This is a genomic window from Affinundibacterium baiyunense (assembly GCF_018139645.1).
Classification (GTDB): Bacteria; Pseudomonadota; Gammaproteobacteria; order Burkholderiales; family Burkholderiaceae_D; genus Undibacterium; species Undibacterium baiyunense.
Genome location: NZ_JAGSPM010000003.1, coordinates 310,070 through 328,241 on the forward strand (window position 1 = coordinate 310,070; position 18,172 = coordinate 328,241).

Consider the following 18,172-nt stretch of genomic DNA (forward strand, 5'->3'; position numbering starts at 1 on the left):
TTGTCGCATAAGATTCGAAACTGACAAAATTCGTCAATTGAAACCGAAAAAATTATTGAAAATTTATTTAATCGAGCTCAAAACTGCGTTTTACAACTTGGCACAGCATTTGCATAAGAAAGGTCGTAGCAAGCGGTAACACCAAATTTTTTTATTTTTAATTGAGGGAGTAATGAATATGAAGTCCACACGCGTACAACAAGGTTTTACATTGATCGAATTGATGATCGTTGTTGCAATTATCGGTATCTTGGCAGCAGTTGCATTGCCAGCGTATCAAAACTATACAAAGAAGGCGAAATTCTCTGAAGTTGTTTTGGCAACAAATGGTGCTAAGATCGCTGTTGAAATTTGTGGTCAAGATCAAACTACTGCAAATGGTGCCTTGGCCGCTGCTTGTGTAGCAGGCGCTCATGGCATTCCAGCAAATATCGCTGCTGCGTCTGGTTTCTTAGCTTCATTGACTACTGCTGCTAGTGGTATTATCACAGCGACAGCTGTTGCTACAAACGGCTTGTCTGGCGAGACCTACATCTTGACCCCTACCATCACTGACGGTAAAGTTTCTTGGGTCGCAACAGGTACATGCAAAACTGTTTCACCATCAATTTGCTGATATTAGGTTAGCGAACATTGCAAAGCCCACTTCGGTGGGCTTTTTTATTTTGATTTTTAATTAATATCACCCATCACAAGTATGGCAATCGCCTCTAACAATAAAATACGATTGGTTTTCTTTATAACTTCTCTCATGCCAATGCTAGTTTGGGCGATGAACGACTACGTCATTACAAAACCAATACCTATTTTATTTTGGAGCATTATCTGCGCAACTCTCGCGGCCAGCATGCCATCTAAATTATTGCGTCCGTCACTGCTCTTGATTTTTTTAAGTGCTCCATTCACTACAGCTTGGATTGGGAGCGTAGCACTAACTGGGTATGGTCCATCAAATGCAGCTTTCGAAGCAGCACATAATGGCCCATTTGAAGAATTGCAAAGCGCTATCGGTTTGGCACTGTCTAATTGGACATTCGTTTTCGTTTCTCTACTTACCGTTGCTTTCACTTTTCTGTCTAGCTACTTCATTCTCTTCCGCTGCCCAAAAGAATCACCAAAATGGAATTTTGTCTTTTTAATTGCGCTTTTACCATTTTTGATAGCCAACATGGATGGCTTAGGCTACGAACTACCAATGAGATTAGCGCCACCAGAAGTAAAGATTTCCATACCATGGCTTAGTCAAATTGAATTGGGCAAGTCTATCGTTACTTCTGCAATCGATAATGCTGGAAGAATTAGTAAAAACAATCCAGACGTTAGAGACGCAAAGAATGCAAATAAATTCTTTGACATGAACAATGGCGTTGCAATTTTTGCGGTTGGCGACTCAAGTCGAGCTGACACATTTATTCAGATAAATCGTGGGCCATGGTCAGCTAAGCTACAACAACGACTTGACGATGGACTTGGCGTACGTCTCAACAACGCATGTTCTGGTGGTAGCTCCACCGCTGATGCGATTCCTAGACTACTTACTGGGGCGGATATCGATGATGTTAGTGGGATAAATCGACATCCTACGATATTGGCTATAGCGAAAGCGGCAGGCGCGAGAACCGCCTACATCAGTAACCATGAAATGTGGGTACTGCCAGAATCGGGACACAACCTCATACAGCGCACCACGAGCATGGGAAAACCTGCTTTTGATGAAATTCCTGTAGGAGTACTAGGTGACTTTTTAAAGAGAAATCCACATGGGCCGAGAGCATCGATTATTCATTTATATGGGCAACACTTTAATTATGAAGAGCGCTATCCAAATCATGGCTTTGACTCAACACCAAGTAATTTATCTGAATCGAATTTACTCGAATGGCATTATGGGCAAGCGGTCGAGTATGGTAACAAAGTTCTCATTGAACTAGCACAATTAATCGATGACATAAACGACCCCGCATTTGTTTTTTTCACCAGCGACCACGCTGAAAATCTGCCTTCAGATAAGACCGGAAAGAAATTTCATGCTTTACCAAGTAGCGGGAAATTTGACACTACAGTTCCCGCATTAGTTTTATGGAACAAAGCCTTCAAGGAGAGTGGTAAGCAGAAACTTTTAGTTAATTTGCATAGAGGTGATGATTTGATAGCACACCAAGATCTTGCTCAAGCATGGTTAATTTTAATTGGGATGCCTGGCACAATAAAAAAAACAATTAAGCCTCGAACCTGGGGAGCTAGAAATCCTGGTGAACATTATCGAGGCATTCTCTGCTCAGAATTACTCCCGTAACGAATAAGATAAATGAATCAAATTATTTGTTCAACTTCATTCAAAAACATAGCGCCCTCCAAACAACATATCTGCAGAATCAATCATGCATTCGAATACAATGTTAATAGAATTTATCTAAATTAAATGGAATCACCAATGGTTACAAAGCGACTAATTACATACTTGCCATTTCTCGCCGGAGCTATATATGGCTTGCTCTATATCATCGGCGACTCATCGAATTTAAAAGATGCGTTTGATCCACAACGTAGTCAGGTCAATGAAGGACTAGCTCTATTAATTTTTCTTCCATTTGCACTACGTTTATGGCAACAATTTGTTCACGAAAAAATTATCGCGAAGCTACTATCCGACACAGAGCAATCGCATTTTCTTAAACTAGAACTATTGAGTTGGTTAATTCTTCTGGTTCCCAATCAATTTCTGACGAATTGGCGCCCAAGCTGGGCATTAACACTTCTCACCATAACCGTACTTATTGCGACGCAGAGTGGGATATTCCTCAACTCTATGGGGGCAGAGAAACGCAAAGAATTACTTGGTTCCGAGCGTTATATTGCAATCTTATTTTTGATATCTGGCTTTTCAGCACTGATTTATCAAGTAGTTTGGCAACGCGTCCTTTTTGCGACGTTTGGCATTAACACAGAATCAGTCACAGTTATTGTGTCGGTTTTTATGTTTGGCCTTGGTGTCGGTGCACTGGTTGGCGGCTTCCTGCAGAGAAAATTCTCTAATCATTTACTAATAATTTTTATCGGACTCGAAGTTTTCATTGGACTATTTGGCTTAATTAGTTTGCCGCTTATTGAATTTATAGGAGCCCAAGTCGTAGGAAGTTCGACGATACATTTGATCGGTTGGACTTACCTAATATTAGCAATCCCTACTTTGTTGATGGGAGCAACGCTACCTATATTAGTCGCATTCCTTCAAGGATACTTTAATAACTTAGGAAAAACTGTCGGTCTTTTATATGCCTTCAATACCATAGGATCTGCAATTGCTGCTTACTTCACAGTTGAGGTTTTATTTGTTTTTTTAGGACAAGCAAGTACTATCTTGATTGCCGCTGTGTGTAATTTAACCACTGCTGCTTTAATTCTACACGCCAGTAAATTCCTGCGCCCGGCACCTATCTCTAAAAACACCACGAATGATTACAAAAATTTAGTAAACACACCAGCACGAGAACTACCTTACTTTTTTGTCTTTCTTAGTCTCATTTTCATAGGCTATATTTCATTAAGCCAAGAAATTCTGTGGTATCGACTAATAGGATTCTCCTCAGCTGGACGTCCGCAGGTTTTTGGTATGCTGTTGACAGCCTTTCTAATTGGAATTGCGCTGGGGTCCCTGAAAACAAAGAAAATATGCGAATCTAACGAAGACCCTTATGAATGGATGGTTCGGGGGCTAATATTTGCGAGCTTAGCTTTTTATTTAGCAACACCAAGTGTGGCAGCGATTAGTGCGTTAATAAGTAAAACTACTGGCCCCCTACTGGCTTATATACTAACAGCGATTACAGCATACTATTTAGGAGGAATGTTACCGATGTTGATCCACATCGGGGTCAATGAACAGAAAAAGACATCCTCAATGGCGATGTCGTGGCTATACTTTGCGAACATTATTGGAGCCACCTTCGGTCCATTGATAACGGGATTTATTTTATTAGAGTACTTAGATTTCGAGAGTAACGTTTTGTTATTATCAGCTCTCACTTTCACATTTTTACTTGTTCTACTTTATTTCATCCCCAAAGAAAAAACTTACAAGCTTAAAGTGGCAGGTTTAAGCTTAGGCGTGATTGGTATCTTTAGTGTGCTACACAGCTCTTTATATCAAGGTCACTTGGAGCGCATCCAATTTGGGGAGTGGAGCAATGAACCATTCAAATATACATTACAAAACAGAGCTGGAATTATCACAGTAAAAGAAGCAAAAACTGACATTATTTATGGTGGAGGCATCTACGATGGTGGCTTCAATACCGACCTCTCGACAAATGAAAACAATATAGATCGTGCGTATTTGATCCCGACACTCCACCGTTCCCCGAAAAAAGTATTGGAAATAGGGCTTAGCTCTGGCTCTTGGGCCAAAGTTCTCACTCAGTATGATTTATTAGAAAGTTTGAGTATCGTCGAGATCAACAAAGGGTATCCACAAGTGGTGGCTAAATATCCACAGATTGGCGATGTCTTGACAAACTCAAAGGTGAAACTTTACTTTGACGATGGGCGTCGTTGGCTACGTAACAATCCAGATGAGAAATTCGATTTTATTCTTATGAACACCACGTTTCATTGGAGAAGTAATGGAACAAATCTCTTATCTAAAGAATTTCTGGAGATTTGCAAACGACATCTCAAGCCCGGCGGTGTTGTTTATTACAATACAACAGGTTCAAAAGATGTAGTTTTGACAGCGGCTCATGTCTTCAAATATGTGACAACATATGCAAATTTTGTTGCCGCTAGCGATACGCCATTTAATATGTCTGTCTCTGAAAAATTAGAGAATCTAAAACGTTTTAAGGATTCAACGAACATATCTTTTTTTGATTCGAATCCAATGTACAAAGATGTCTTTATTAAATTGGCGAATACAAAATTACCAGACGTGCAGCAGACTATAAAACTGGACAAAAAACTACAATTAATAACGGATGACAATATGGCGGTGGAGTTTAAGTTGTACTAGACTAGTTCTAAGTTTTCATCACTTAAGTCGCTCAATATAGTTTGCAACTTGAGTGATGAAACATAAGGTCGAATGTGGTATTCATCCGCACATATCTATCGGCTTGCAATATCTGTTTTCCCGCTTCCGCAATAGCACTATGCGTTTAATGACACTGTCTCTGCATCGCTAAAGACCGCATTCACTGTTAAAATAGCTGCTTTATTCCTCAAATAAAGCAAAAACCCATCATGACTCGCAAGCTGTTCGTCACCACTGCCCTTCCCTACGCTAACGCCCCTTTCCACCTCGGTCACATCATGGAGTATATCCAGGCTGATATTTGGGTTCGTCATCAGCGAATGTCTGGGCATGAAGTGAACTTCGTTTGTGCTGACGATGCGCATGGTGCGCCGATTATGATTGCTGCTGAAAAAGCGGGCATCACGCCTCAAGAATTTGTGGGTCAAATTGCTGCTGGTCGTAAACAGTACCTTGATGGCTTTCATATCGCATTCGATAACTGGCACTCAACTGATGGTGCGGAAAATCATGCATTGTCGCAAGACATCTATCGTAAGCTAAAAGCTGCAGGTTTTATCACTAGCAAAACCATTGAACAGTTTTATGACCCAGTCAAAAACATGTTCTTACCAGATCGCTATATCAAAGGTGAATGTCCCAAATGCGGCGCAAAAGATCAGTATGGCGATTCGTGTGAAGTGTGTTCGGCTGTCTATGCGCCAACTGAATTAAAGAACCCGTATTCTGTGTTGACTGGTGCGACGCCAGTAATGAAATCCTCCGAGCATTTCTTCTTCAAATTATCTGATGAAAAATGCGTCGAGTTTTTACGCGGTTGGGCTTTGCAAGATAATCGCTTGCAATCTGAAGTTGCGAATAAATGTAAAGAATGGTTGGAAGGTGAAGGCGGTTTGGGCGACTGGGACATCAGTCGTGACGCGCCGTATTTTGGGATTGAAATCCCTGATCAACCAGGTAAATATTTCTATGTTTGGCTCGATGCACCGGTTGGCTATTTAGCTTCATTAAAAAATTACTTCAACAAAACTGGCCGCGATTTTGATGCCTTCATGGCTGACCCAAGCACGGAGCAAATTCATTTTATTGGTAAGGACATTACCTATTTCCATACTTTGTTCTGGCCTGCGATGTTGAAATTCTCTGGCTACAAAACACCAGATAATGTGTATGCACATGGCTTTGTCACTGTCTCTGGCGAAAAGATGTCCAAATCTCGTGGCACAGGCATTTCGCCATTGCGCTATCTCGATATCGGCATGAATCCAGAATGGCTGCGTTACTACTTTGCTGCCAAACTCAATTCCAAGGTCGAAGATTTGGATATGAATCCAGATGATTTCGTTGCGCGTGTGAATTCTGATTTGATTGGCAAGTACATCAACATCGCAAGTCGTGCTGCTGGTTTCATTACTAAGCGTTTTAACGGCGTCGTTAACACCGCGTGGGCGACTTCTGATGACGCTTTCGTCCAAAATTTACGCAATGTATCTGGCGACATCCAAGCATTGTATGAAGCGCGTGAATTTGGCAAAGCCTTACGTGCGGTGATGGAACAAGCCGATATTATTAACGCCTATGTTGATGCGAACAAGCCATGGGAATTGGCGAAGCTGCCTGAGAACGATGCTAAATTACAAGAAGTATGCAGCCGCTTGTTAGAAGCTTTCCGCATACTGACGATATTCTTAAAACCTGTATTGCCACACTTAGCAAGTCAAGTCGAAGCGCAATTAAATATAGCTCCACTGAATTGGGCAAGTGTAAACACGCCATTGCCAGATCAACATACGATCAATCCTTATGTGCATTTAATGCAGCGTGTTGATATCAAGATTTTTGATCAGTTGTTTGATGCGCCAATGGCAACTAGTACTGTCTCAACTGAAGAAACAGGCGAATCAAACACAAGCATTGAACCCTTGGCTGAGGAGATCAAAATCGATGATTTCTCTAAAGTGGATTTACGTATTGCAAAGATCGTCAACTGTGAACATGTAGAAGGCTCTGACAAACTCCTACGTCTGACTTTAGATGTGGGGGAAGGTAAAACAAGGAATGTATTCTCAGGAATTAAGTCTGCTTACCAACCTGAACAGTTAATCGGCAAGTTCACCGTCATGGTGGCCAATTTGGCACCACGTAAAATGAAATTTGGTATGTCAGAAGGCATGGTTTTAGCGGCATCTGCGGCGGATGAAAAAGCCAATCCTGGTCTGTACATCTTGGAGGCATGGCCTGGTGCGCAACCGGGTATGCGTGTCCGTTAATTCTTCAAACGCACAATGGACATCGTTATACGCGAAGCCAATACCGAAGATGCGCCGTTGTTGGCGCATCTGACCCGAGCGTGCTGGGCGGGTAAAGTTGCTGCTACCTCATCTGGTCATACCGAAAGCAGCGAAAGAGTCGCTGAAGAACTCAGCTTAGGTGGCGGCTTTATTTTATTAGTGGATGAAGAACCAGCAGGTTCTGTGCGTTGGTTACCCGTCGATGGTGAAACTAATACTTGGGAAATGCGCCGTATGGGCATACTCCCAGCCTTCCGGGGTGAAGCACTCTCTCAACATTTGCTCGAAGCGGTCATTCATCAAGCACAAACCTCTGGCGTAGAAGAATTGCGTTTAGGTGTACGTACCGACCAACCGCGGCTGGTTGATTTATATACCGCTTACGAATTTGAGTTAGCTCCCGAACTCGAATATGCGCACGCCAATCCCAATGAACCAATGCCGCATGTCATGCGCCGTTTTCTGCGCTAGCAATCGATTAGCCGCATATATCCCAGTTTGATCGGCGCTCGTGTTTGTGCCCGTGTCTTTGTTTGTGTTTGTCTTTTTCAATTGGAATAATTATGAGTATCTCTATCCCAGAACGCCTGAGCGAACTCCGCGCAGCAATGGCCAAATTCGACGTTGATGCATGCTTGATTCCATCCGCCGACCCACATTTATCCGAATATTTACCAGCACGCTGGCAAGCTCGCGAAATTTTTTCTGGTTTTACAGGTTCAGTTGCGACTCTCATCGTAACGCAAGATTTTGCTGGTTTATGGGTTGATAGCCGCTACTGGTCACAAGCAGAAATTGAGTTAGCGGGCTCTGGTATCCAGATGATGAAGATTCAATCAGCTGCAGCGACTGCGCATATCGATTGGCTTGCACAGCATTTGCAAGCTGGGCAAACACTCGCGGTTGACGGCAATGTGTTGGGACTAGCAAGTGCTCGATCATTACAAACCGCCTTAGAGGCAAAACAGATTAAGATCAACACGCAACTCGATCTTTTAAATGAAGTCTGGCATGACCGCCCCGCTCTACCAGATGCAGCGATCTATGAGCACTTAGCACCATTTGCGGTCGTCAGCCGCGCTGACAAACTCGCTACAATTCGGGCGCAAATGCAAGCTAAGGGGGCGAACTGGCATTTTGTCTCGACAGTGGATGACATTGCGTGGATTTTCAATTTGCGTGGTGCTGACGTTAACTACAATCCTGTGTTTGTCTCGCATGCCTTAATTGGCTTAGATAGCGCGACCTTGTTCACACCTTTAAACAAAGTCTCGCAACAAATCGCTGACAACTTAGCGCAAGACGGCGTTGTCTGTCAGCCCTATGAAAACGCGGCAAGTGCCTTGCGAAATCTGAATGCTAGCTCAACGCTATTGATCGATCCGCGTCGTATTACTTATGGTTTTCAACAAGCGATTCCAAAACACGTCAAGGTCGTCGAAGCACTCAATCCATCGGTCTACAACAAATCACGCAAACATCCGGCGGAAGCGCAATTCGTTCGCGAAGCGATGGAACAAGATGGTGCTGCATTATGTGAATTTTTTGCTTGGTTCGAACAGACGCTGGGTAAGCAGCGCATTACAGAAATCACGATTGATGAGCAAATCTGCGCAGCACGCGCACGTCAGCCACACTTCGTTTCACCAAGTTTTGGCACCATCGCAGGCTTTAACGGTAATGGCGCGATGCCGCACTACCGCGCAACAGCGAATTCGCATGCGGTGATCGAAGGTAATGGTTTGCTATTAATTGATTCGGGTGGCCAGTATCTAAACGGCACCACCGACATCACGCGCGTGGTTCCAGTTGGCACGGTGTCAGCAGAACAAAAGCGCGACTTCACGCTGGTATTAAAAGGCATGATCGCGCTCTCGCGTATGCAATTCCCGTACGGTACTTATTCCACCGTGCTCGACACCGTCGCACGCGCACCGATGTGGGCAGAGGGAATTAATTATGGTCATGGTACTGGTCACGGCGTCGGTTACTTCCTCAACGTGCATGAAGGCCCGCAATCAATTTCTGGAGCTATTCCGAATAGCGATATGGTGATGGAAATCGGCATGATCACGTCAAATGAGCCTGGCATTTATCGCCCAGGAAAATGGGGCGTACGGATCGAAAATCTCTTATTGTGCGTGCCAGCACAAACAACAGAATTCGGTGACTACTTGAAGTTTGAAAGCTTAACCTTATGCCCGATTGATACGCGCTGCATTGACCTCGATTTAATGCAGCAAGAAGAAATCGATTGGTTAAATGCCTATCATCAAGAAGTGCTACAGCTCCTATCCCCTCGCGTACAAGGCGATGCTTTAAATTGGCTAAAACAACGCACTTTAGCGATCAGCAAATAGAAAGTTCGAGATGAGCGATTCCAAAACGTATATCGTCACGCCAGCCAGCAAACAAGATTTTGCTGGCATTAAAGCACTCTACCAAAACGTGGCAAGACAAGGTGGCGGAATCGCCCGTACCGAAGAAGAAATCACCGACGATTACATACACCATAACTTAGAAAACGCGCTGGCTCGCGGCATCAGCTACCTTGCAAAATCAGGTGAGCAAATCGTCGGTGAGATTCATGCGTATCGCCCAGTACCCGCGCTATTCGCCCATGTGTTATCGGATCTGACGATTGCAGTCCATCCCGATTTTCAAGGATGCGGTGTTGGGCGCGCGATCTTTAGCGCTTTACTCGACGAAGTAAAAACCAAACATTCACACATCCTACGAGTCGAGCTTTTCGTCCGTGAATCGAATCTCAAAGCGCAGGAGTTTTACCAGAGCCTAGGCTTTCACATCGAAGGGCACTTTCAACAACGTGTGCGTCGGCTCGATGGCGAACTCGAAGCCGATATTCCTATGGCGTGGGTACGCCAGAACTAATACAACTTATGCTTATTTCGTTTCAGGCTCAGGCTTAAATACTGTCCGAAACGCGACTAAAGCCGCTGGATGATAAATCGTTGCGTGGGTTTCTTTGGCGAAATGTTCATAAGTCCAAACCAAACCTTCTGGCTTACTCGTGGTCAGCATCTGCGCAAATCGTTGAATTGCGGACGCCATCCCGACTTGACCACTGCTAGCAAAAAATAAGTTCTTCGCCAATCTTGGCTGCGATTGCAACTTCTTCGCAAAGTCTGCAATCAGCTTTTCATCATTCCACCACAAACTAGGATCAATCGCGATAAAAGTTTGAAATACGTCGGGAGTGTGAAATAAAGTCTCAATCGTAAATAATCCAGCTAATGATTCACCAACCAAGGCGCGCTCTTGCGTGGTGCGATAGCGTTGTTCGATTTCAGGAATGAGCTCTTTAATCAAGAAGCGACGATACATCTCCGCTCCACCCAAATTCGGTATCGCTTTTTTATCTAAATCGCTTTCGCTAGACCCGGTCAAATCGCGCCGTCGCACGGTATTTTCTATGCCGACTAAGATAAATGGGCGCATGCTTCCATTTGCGATAGAGACTTGCATGAGGCCAGCGATGTGCAAGAAATCTTCCGCGAGCCCACCGTCGGGCATGTAAATCACAGGATAGGATTTGCTCGGATTTAACTTGTAATCATCCGGCAAAACCACATTGATGCGTCTGGTTTCTTGCATGGTTTTAGATGCGAGTTCTAAAGATTCGCCGATGATTAATGGTTTGACTGTGACTTGTGCTTGGGTCGTCGATGTGAATGCCAGACTGATAGCTAGCAAAGTCGTGGCGATAAAGTGATGGAAATGCATTGTGATCTCTCAAATTATGGCGATGCTAATTCTTGCCGCGCTCCAAACCAGTCTATGGGAATGTTGGCGCAAAGCCTTGATAATGCAATTTTGACTAATTAATCAATTACTGTCTAGTTAATCGTGCTACATCGTAATCTGAAATGACTTTTTGCTGAGCTTAATTTGAACCCACGGCCTTAACAATCTTGTAGCGCCGATTCTGTCATTTAGCTGCTTTATATTTTCTCTCATAGCACTCAGATGCTGGTCCGCCCTCAACCCAACCCTCTCCCGCTTGAGGGAGAGGGTGTATTTAGCGGCAGGATTTACTTGACTCAAATTCTGACAAAAAAAAAAGGAGAAAGTCCCAAAAGACTTTCTCCTTTTTTTTTGCCTAAATCTACTGCAAAATTTATCGCAAAATCGACTTCGATCTCACCACAATTTTGCCGAAGAATTACTCTGCTGTCTTACGACGCGTCGTTGCTTTCTTCGCTGCCGCTTCTTTCGATGATGCAGTTGCTGTCTTCGTCGCTGCGACTTTTACACGACCGCCAGAAGGAATCTTCGGCGTCGCAGTTGCTGCACGAGGTTTACGAGCTGGCTTCTCGCCCGCCAACTCAGCAGCCACTTTACTCACGCGTGGTTTGCGTTTTGGCTTTTCGTCTTCTACAGTCGTTTGAATCGCCATCATGTCGGGCGTTACTTCAACTGGTGCTGCTTTAGAACGTGAGCGTTTTGGTTTTTCTTCATCCAAAGGACCAGCGGTCATTTTTGATGCGCGTGGGGCACGTTTTGCTGCGCCCATTTTGACTTCTTTGCCGCCCCAAATTTCTTCCAAGCGGTAATAAGCACGAATCGCAGGTTGCATAATGTGAACGACCATATCGCCCAAATCAACCAGCACCCATTCACCAGTCGCTTCACCTTCCATACCAACGATGTCTCCGCCGTTCTCTTTGACCTTGTCGCGTACTGAAGCAGCGAGTGCTTTAGTTTGACGATTAGAAGTACCTGATACCACGCAAACGCGGTCGAACAAGCTGGTAATTTCGGTGGTGTCGAAGATTTGTATGTCTTGACCTTTAACGTCTTCTAATGCGTCGAAGACCAATGTTTGCAGTTTTTTGATATCCATAATGTCCTATCTATCTTAATTTCTTTTCATCCTGATTGCTGGGTCACCACTAGCACTACTAGGTAGATACTGCATTTATTCAGCTTAATCGTTTTGCGCTAATTGTAAATGTGATGCACTTGAAGATAGTCTAACACCTTGCGTGGAATAAGCGAGGTGGTTTCCTTGGTTTGCCCTTGTTGCTGCAATTCGTCGCGAATTCGTGTTGCAGAAATATCCCAAGCCAGATCAGTTTCTAGCCAAGTTTTACCAAAAGAGCATTGCTTTAGATCTTCAATAGCGCCATTTGCTTGCTGCCAGAGCGCGGCAAATTCGCTGGGTAATGTGTCGAGTTGCAAGCTGTAGCCTGGTCTTGCGGCAACGACGATATGTGCTAATTTAAAAATTTGCTGCCAGTTTTTCCACGTTGCGAAATTGTGAAATTGGTCGGCACCAATTAGCAAAATAAGCGCGATCTCCTCATTTAACTGAGCATTACCCCATTGAGATCGCATATTAGTTAAGGTATCCACCGTGTAGCTAGGAATCTGCGTCGCTGCACGTTCTACCTCTTGTTGGTCGATGCTGTATGGCACGGATAATTGCCCATCAAATGCCAATTCCAACATCTTAATTCTTTGTTCGGCGCTCGCTTTTAAACCCGCTTTTTGCCAAGGTTGGCCCGCAGGTACTAAGCGCACTTCATCGACTTTAAGCAGCTTTGTAAAATGCTGCACCAGTGCGACATGTCCATTATGAACTGGATCAAAACTACCGCCAAAGACCAGCACCGAGCGCTGGATCCTTGTTGCTGCGGCAGATTCGGAAGGAGCGGATTTTACACCCATTCCTTATGTACCAAGAAATCAGTCGCCAATTTGGCTTCTGCACTACCCGCTTCAGGCTTCCAATCGTAGCGCCATTTCACGATCGGAGGCATCGACATCAAGATCGATTCAGTACGACCGCCTGATTGCAGACCAAATAGCGTGCCGCGATCAAATACCAAATTAAATTCCACATAACGGCCACGACGATAGGCTTGAAAATCGCGTTCAGTTTCGCCGTAAGCAAGGTCTTTGCGACGTTCGAGAATCGGGCGATAGGCTTTCAAAAAGCCATCACCTACGCTCTTGGTCATCGCAAAGCTTTGTTCGAATGATTGTTCATTAAAATCATCAAAGAAAATACCCCCTACGCCACGCGCTTCTTTGCGATGCTTGAGATAAAAATATTCATCACACCATTTCTTAAAGCGCCGATGCAAATCTGCACCGAATGGGGTCAAGGCATCTTTGCAAGTTTGATGAAAATGCTTGGCATCTTCTTCAAAACCATAATACGGCGTCAAATCCATCCCGCCGCCAAACCACCATACCGGATCTTGTCCCTCGGCATACGTGGTGAAGAAACGCACATTCATGTGAACCGTCGGCGCATAAGGGTTGCGTGGATGCAGCACCAAGGAGACGCCCATTGCTTCCCAGCGGCGGCCTGCTAATTCTGGACGACTTGCGGCGGCAGATGGTGGCAGATTTTTACCCATCACATGCGAAAAATTCACACCACCACGTTCAAATACATTGCCTTCTTCAATCACACGCGAAATACCACCGCCACCTTCTGGACGCTCCCAGCTATCAGTGATAAAGCGGCAGCCATCAACTTCTTCCATCGCAGCAACGATGGAAGCTTGTAGGCCGAGTAAATAGTCTTTAACGGAATTGGCGTCGGTCATGATAAATGAATTTTTTTAAACCTCTCAACACAGAGGCACAGAGATTAGGAGGAAAGGCAAAAGCGAGTGTCCTTAATTGCTTTTTCTCTTGCCACTCCTCTGTACCTTTGTGTCTCTGTGTTGAGTGGTTTTCAGTTCTTAATGTTTGTGATCAATGCTTACGATTCAACGCACGCCAGCCAATATCTTTACGGTATTGCGCGCCTTTGAATTGAATCTTTTCAACTACATCATAAGCATGTTTTTGCGCAGTTTTGACCGTATCGCCAAGACCGACCACGCATAACACACGGCCACCAGTCACACTCAACTTACCGCCTGCTAATGCGGTACCAGCATGGAAAGTGATGCAATCAGTAGTTTCTGCGGGAATGCCAGTAATATCCGCACCTTTTTCTGGGGCATCAGGATATCCCGCTGCTGCCATCACCACACCCATCGCGGTGCGTCTATCCCATTCGAGTTCAACCGTATCGAGTGTGCCGTTAACTGCATGTTCCATCACGCTGATGAAATCTGTTTTGAGGCGCGACATAATAGGTTGCGTTTCTGGATCGCCCATGCGGCAATTAAATTCTAAAGTCTTAGGATTGCCTGCTTCATCTATCATCAAACCGGCATACAAAAAGCCAGTGAACACGATGCCATCTTTCGCCATGCCTTGTACGGTTGGTTGAATGATTTCGCGCATTACGCGCGCATGCAATTGTGGTGTCACGATCGGTGCTGGGGAATACGCGCCCATACCACCCGTGTTCGGGCCTTGGTCATGATCGAGTAAGCGCTTGTGATCTTGGCTAGTCGCTAATGGCAAAACATTTTTACCATCCACCATCACGATAAAACTCGCTTCTTCGCCAGCCAAAAACTCTTCTATGACGACGCGCGCACCTGCATCGCCAAGCTTGTTATCCGATAACATCATATCGACCGCAGCATGTGCTTCATCGACAGTCATCGCTACCACGACGCCCTTACCTGCCGCCAAGCCATCCGCCTTAATGACGATAGGCGCACCTTTTTGGTTCAGATAGTCGTGTGCAGCTTGTAAGTCGGAGAAGGTTTGGTATTCCGCAGTGGGAATATGGTGGCGGTGCATAAAGGCTTTGGCGAAATCTTTGGAGCTTTCGAGTTGCGCTGCTTCTTTCGTTGGTCCAAAAATTTTCAGACCTTTTTCACGGAAAATATTCACGATACCCGCCGCGAGTGGCACTTCTGGCCCCACTACGGTGAGGCCAATATGCTCTTGAATCGCGAACTCCGCTAAAGCATGCGGATCGGTGATATTCACGTTCTTCAGGTTTTTATTCAATTCTGTACCGCCATTTCCTGGCGCAACAAAAATCGTTTGCGCACGTTCAGATTGCGCTAATTTCCATGCCAACGCATGTTCACGACCACCGGAGCCGACTACGAGAATTTTCATTTTTTACTCTGAATAGTTGAGTTGAATTGATGTTTGCTACGAATTGCGACTTTTTCGCTATATCAAAACGCGAACTTAAGATGCTTCAGAAATTCAATTTCAGGGATGCTGCGCTAGGCGCGCACCAGAGCAATACATCGGTATTGCGAGGATGCGCAACAACGCGAAGCGCCCTGCAATTTAATTTATAAACATCTTATTCTTCGATGATCGCATTGGTAAATACTTCCTGCACATCATCGAGATTTTCTAATGCATCAATAATTTTCTGCATCTTGATCGCATCTTCGCCTGTGAACACGGTTTCAGTTTGCGGCTTCATCACGACTTCTGCGACTTCTGATTTGAAGCCTGCTTTTTCTAAGGCATCTTTCAGTGCTGACAAATCATGTGGTGGGCAAGTGACTTCAATACCACCTTCATCATCCGTGATCACATCGTCCGCACCGGCTTCCAATGCTGCTTCCATCAAGGCATCTTCGTTTGTGCCGGGTGCAAAGAACATTTGACCACAATGCGTGAACAGGAATGCTACCGAACCTTCGGTGCCCATATTGCCGCCATGCTTATTAAATGCATGGCGCACTTCCGCTACCGTACGCACACGATTATCGGTCATACAATCAACAATTATCGCTGCGCCACCGATACCATAACCTTCATAGCGAACTTCTTCGTAATTGGCACCTTCCAAAGTTCCCGCTCCGCGTTGAATCGCGCGCGTGACGTTTTCCTTGGGCATATTTGCATCAGCAGCTTTATCCACTGCCAAACGCAATCGTGGGTTAGAAGCAATGTCTTCGCCGCCCATACGCGCTGCAACCGTAATTTCTTTAATCAAGCGTGTCCAGATCTTGCCGCGCTTTGCGTCGGTCGCTGCTTTTTTATGCTTGATGTTGGCCCATTTACTATGTCCTGCCATGATTATTCTTTCTAAAATTGACAATGCTTTGCAATGATCTGTGAAGATTTGCGGTAATTTTCGCCTTGCGCTGACCAATTTAGATGTCGCGCCGGAAACTTTGCAAAGGATTGGTTTTATAATGAAGACCGCTATTCTAACATAGAGCACTTAGGCAAAACCGCTGTGATCTGCTTAGGATAGTGTGGATCACCTAAGTTTTCGAACTAGATTTGAACAATTATCTCTTTTTATTGATCTTCAACCCAGGCAAATCATGTCAAAACCACTCTTAGTCGCCAAATCCATTGCGAAAAATCAAATTTTTGATCTTCATTTGCTGTCTGATTGGGCAAATCGTCATGGCTGTATTACGGGCGCCACCGGCACCGGAAAAACCGTGACCTTGCAAGTGTTGGCGCAATCGTTTTCGGATATCGGCGTGCCGGTATTTATGGCCGATGTCAAAGGTGACTTATCTGGCATGGCGCAAGCGGGACAACTAAGTCCGAAGATGCAACAACGTATAGAGATGTTGGGTATCGAGGCGCCAACCTGGCAAGCTTGCCCAGTTACTTTTTGGGACGTTTTTGGCAAACAAGGCCATCCGGTACGCGCAACGATTTCTGATCTAGGACCTTTGCTATTAGGTCGAATGTTGAACTTAAACGAAACCCAAGAAGGCGTTCTGCAACTCGCATTCAAAATCGCCGATGACAATGGCTTGCTATTATTGGACATCAAAGATTTACGCGCGATGTTGCAATACTTGGGTGATAACGCTTCTGAATTTCAAACCGAATACGGCAATATCTCTGCCGCCAGTATTGGTGCGATTCAACGTGCTTTGCTAGCAATCGCAGAACAAGGTGGTGAAGAATTTTTCGGCGAGCCCATGCTCAATCTTGACGACATGATGCAAACCGATACAAGTGGCAAAGGTTTCATCAATATTCTGGCAGCAGATCAACTCTTGCAAGCGCCGCGCTTGTACTCAACATTCTTGCTGTGGATGCTTTCTGAATTGTACGAAAACCTGCCGGAAGTCGGTGACGTAGCGCAACCGAAGATGGTATTTTTCTTCGACGAAGCGCATCTCTTATTTGATGAAGCACCCAAAGTTTTACTACAAAAAATCGAGCAAGTTGTGCGCTTAATTCGTTCTAAAGGCGTTGGCGTGTATTTCGTCACGCAAAACCCGCTTGATATTCCGGATACGGTGCTCGGTCAACTCGGCAATCGCGTACAACATGCGCTACGTGCTTATACACCACGTGACCAAAAGGCAGTACAAGCGGCAGCAGAAACCTTCCGTCCCAATCCTGACCTCGACACGGCAGCCGTGATTAGCGAGCTCGGTGTGGGTGAAGCATTGATTTCTTTCTTGGATGAGAAAGGTCGTCCGAATATGGTGCAACGCGGTTTTATCGTTCCGCCCGCTTCACAAATCGGTGCGATCACAGCCGAGCAAAGACAAACTATCATTGCGAACTCTATCGTCGCAGGAGTCTATGAAAAAGCGATTGATCGCGAATCTGCCTATGAAAAAATCAAAGGTCGCGTCGCGCAAAGTAACGCAAGCAATAGTCAGCCTGCTCCCACAACAAGCAATGAAAATCAAGATTGGGGGCGCTCTTCAGGCAACACGCAGCACGCGCCACAACAATCAAATTCTCAACAACCAGCACAAGAATCCGATGGTGGTGGAATTGCAGGCGCATTAGGCGGCATGTTCGGTAATTTATTCGGTGGTTCTGGCATACGACGCAAAGACAATGTGGCCGAAACCATGGTCAAATCCGCCGTACGCACGATAGGTTCACAAGTCGGGCGCGAGATTATTCGTGGCGTATTAGGATCAATCATGAAGAAACGCTAAACATGACCGGTTGGGTGGCAGGCGCGAATACATCTCTGCCGCCCACGTACAATTGGTTTGATTCC

The 18,172-nt window shown here is 45.0% G+C and carries 14 protein-coding genes; 8 read left to right on the top strand and 6 right to left on the bottom strand.

Features of this window, described 5'->3' with window-relative positions; translation table 11 throughout:
- Nucleotides 1-178 precede the first annotated feature (178 nt).
- The 7 genes from KDM92_RS06995 to KDM92_RS07025 all read left to right on the top strand — a co-directional run bounded on the left by KDM92_RS06995 (nt 179) and on the right by KDM92_RS07025 (nt 10,212).
- Nucleotides 179-616, top strand: a complete 438-nt coding sequence (locus KDM92_RS06995) for a pilin (protein ID WP_212683788.1) — start codon at nt 179-181, stop codon at nt 614-616.
- Between the two features lie 81 nt (nt 617-697).
- A complete protein-coding gene (locus KDM92_RS07000) occupies nt 698-2,296 on the top strand; it encodes a sulfatase-like hydrolase/transferase (RefSeq protein ID WP_212683665.1) in 1,599 nt (532 codons plus the stop codon).
- A gap of 126 nt (nt 2,297-2,422) precedes the next feature.
- The gene (locus tag KDM92_RS07005) at nt 2,423-5,008 is read left to right on the top strand and encodes a spermine/spermidine synthase domain-containing protein (RefSeq protein WP_212683666.1); all 2,586 of its coding nucleotides are present in this window, start codon (nt 2,423-2,425) and stop codon (nt 5,006-5,008) included.
- 230 nt (nt 5,009-5,238) lie between these two features.
- A complete protein-coding gene (metG, locus tag KDM92_RS07010; protein WP_212683667.1) occupies nt 5,239-7,299 on the top strand; it encodes a methionine--tRNA ligase in 2,061 nt (686 codons plus the stop codon).
- Nucleotides 7,300-7,314: 15 nt separating this feature from the next.
- The gene (locus KDM92_RS07015) at nt 7,315-7,791 is read left to right on the top strand and encodes a GNAT family N-acetyltransferase (protein ID WP_212683668.1); all 477 of its coding nucleotides are present in this window, start codon (nt 7,315-7,317) and stop codon (nt 7,789-7,791) included.
- Nucleotides 7,792-7,883: 92 nt separating this feature from the next.
- A complete protein-coding gene (locus KDM92_RS07020; RefSeq protein WP_212683669.1) occupies nt 7,884-9,680 on the top strand; it encodes an aminopeptidase P family protein in 1,797 nt (598 codons plus the stop codon).
- Between the two features lie 10 nt (nt 9,681-9,690).
- Nucleotides 9,691-10,212 (top strand): GNAT family N-acetyltransferase, encoded by a 522-nt coding sequence (locus tag KDM92_RS07025; RefSeq protein ID WP_212683670.1) that lies wholly within the window; start codon nt 9,691-9,693, stop codon nt 10,210-10,212.
- Between the two features lie 12 nt (nt 10,213-10,224).
- Here KDM92_RS07025 and KDM92_RS07030 read toward each other — a convergent pair whose 3' ends face one another.
- The 6 genes from KDM92_RS07030 to KDM92_RS07055 form a co-directional block, all read right to left on the bottom strand.
- Nucleotides 10,225-11,064: an alpha/beta hydrolase gene (locus tag KDM92_RS07030; protein ID WP_212683671.1), complete on the bottom strand. Its 840-nt coding sequence runs from the start codon at nt 11,062-11,064 to the stop codon at nt 10,225-10,227.
- Nucleotides 11,065-11,503: 439 nt separating this feature from the next.
- Nucleotides 11,504-12,184, bottom strand: coding sequence for a ribosome silencing factor (gene rsfS, locus KDM92_RS07035; protein ID WP_212683672.1), 681 nt, complete (start codon nt 12,182-12,184; stop codon nt 11,504-11,506).
- A gap of 98 nt (nt 12,185-12,282) precedes the next feature.
- Nucleotides 12,283-13,011, bottom strand: a complete 729-nt coding sequence (nadD, locus tag KDM92_RS07040; RefSeq protein WP_212683673.1) for a nicotinate (nicotinamide) nucleotide adenylyltransferase — start codon at nt 13,009-13,011, stop codon at nt 12,283-12,285.
- The gene (gene hemF / locus KDM92_RS07045; protein WP_212683674.1) at nt 13,002-13,901 is read right to left on the bottom strand and encodes an oxygen-dependent coproporphyrinogen oxidase; all 900 of its coding nucleotides are present in this window, start codon (nt 13,899-13,901) and stop codon (nt 13,002-13,004) included. The genes nadD and hemF overlap by 10 nt, the downstream gene beginning before the upstream one ends.
- 151 nt (nt 13,902-14,052) lie before the next feature.
- Complete coding sequence (gene purD, locus KDM92_RS07050) at nt 14,053-15,327, bottom strand: phosphoribosylamine--glycine ligase (RefSeq protein WP_212683675.1); 1,275 nt, start codon at nt 15,325-15,327, stop codon at nt 14,053-14,055.
- Between the two features lie 196 nt (nt 15,328-15,523).
- The gene (locus KDM92_RS07055; RefSeq protein ID WP_212683676.1) at nt 15,524-16,249 is read right to left on the bottom strand and encodes a YebC/PmpR family DNA-binding transcriptional regulator; all 726 of its coding nucleotides are present in this window, start codon (nt 16,247-16,249) and stop codon (nt 15,524-15,526) included.
- A gap of 256 nt (nt 16,250-16,505) precedes the next feature.
- On the opposite strand from KDM92_RS07055, the gene KDM92_RS07060 reads away from it, so the two are divergent.
- Nucleotides 16,506-18,107, top strand: coding sequence for a helicase HerA-like C-terminal domain-containing protein (locus tag KDM92_RS07060; RefSeq protein ID WP_212683677.1), 1,602 nt, complete (start codon nt 16,506-16,508; stop codon nt 18,105-18,107).
- Nucleotides 18,108-18,172: the final 65 nt, after the last annotated feature.

What these genes read in the sequence shown, in the direction of transcription:
- KDM92_RS07060 (WP_212683677.1), top strand. Translation starts at nt 16,506, where the DNA reads ATGTCAAAACCACTCTTAGTCGCCAAATCCATTGCGAAAAATCAAATT.
- KDM92_RS07020 (WP_212683669.1), top strand. Translation starts at nt 7,884, where the DNA reads ATGAGTATCTCTATCCCAGAACGCCTGAGCGAACTCCGCGCAGCAATG.
- purD (WP_212683675.1), bottom strand. Translation starts at nt 15,327, where the DNA reads ATGAAAATTCTCGTAGTCGGCTCCGGTGGTCGTGAACATGCGTTGGCA.
- nadD (WP_212683673.1), bottom strand. Translation starts at nt 13,011, where the DNA reads ATGGGTGTAAAATCCGCTCCTTCCGAATCTGCCGCAGCAACAAGGATC.
- metG (WP_212683667.1), top strand. Translation starts at nt 5,239, where the DNA reads ATGACTCGCAAGCTGTTCGTCACCACTGCCCTTCCCTACGCTAACGCC.
- KDM92_RS06995 (WP_212683788.1), top strand. Translation starts at nt 179, where the DNA reads ATGAAGTCCACACGCGTACAACAAGGTTTTACATTGATCGAATTGATG.
- KDM92_RS07015 (WP_212683668.1), top strand. Translation starts at nt 7,315, where the DNA reads ATGGACATCGTTATACGCGAAGCCAATACCGAAGATGCGCCGTTGTTG.
- KDM92_RS07025 (WP_212683670.1), top strand. Translation starts at nt 9,691, where the DNA reads ATGAGCGATTCCAAAACGTATATCGTCACGCCAGCCAGCAAACAAGAT.
- KDM92_RS07000 (WP_212683665.1), top strand. Translation starts at nt 698, where the DNA reads ATGGCAATCGCCTCTAACAATAAAATACGATTGGTTTTCTTTATAACT.
- hemF (WP_212683674.1), bottom strand. Translation starts at nt 13,901, where the DNA reads ATGACCGACGCCAATTCCGTTAAAGACTATTTACTCGGCCTACAAGCT.
- KDM92_RS07055 (WP_212683676.1), bottom strand. Translation starts at nt 16,249, where the DNA reads ATGGCAGGACATAGTAAATGGGCCAACATCAAGCATAAAAAAGCAGCG.
- KDM92_RS07005 (WP_212683666.1), top strand. Translation starts at nt 2,423, where the DNA reads ATGGAATCACCAATGGTTACAAAGCGACTAATTACATACTTGCCATTT.
- rsfS (WP_212683672.1), bottom strand. Translation starts at nt 12,184, where the DNA reads ATGGATATCAAAAAACTGCAAACATTGGTCTTCGACGCATTAGAAGAC.
- KDM92_RS07030 (WP_212683671.1), bottom strand. Translation starts at nt 11,064, where the DNA reads ATGCATTTCCATCACTTTATCGCCACGACTTTGCTAGCTATCAGTCTG.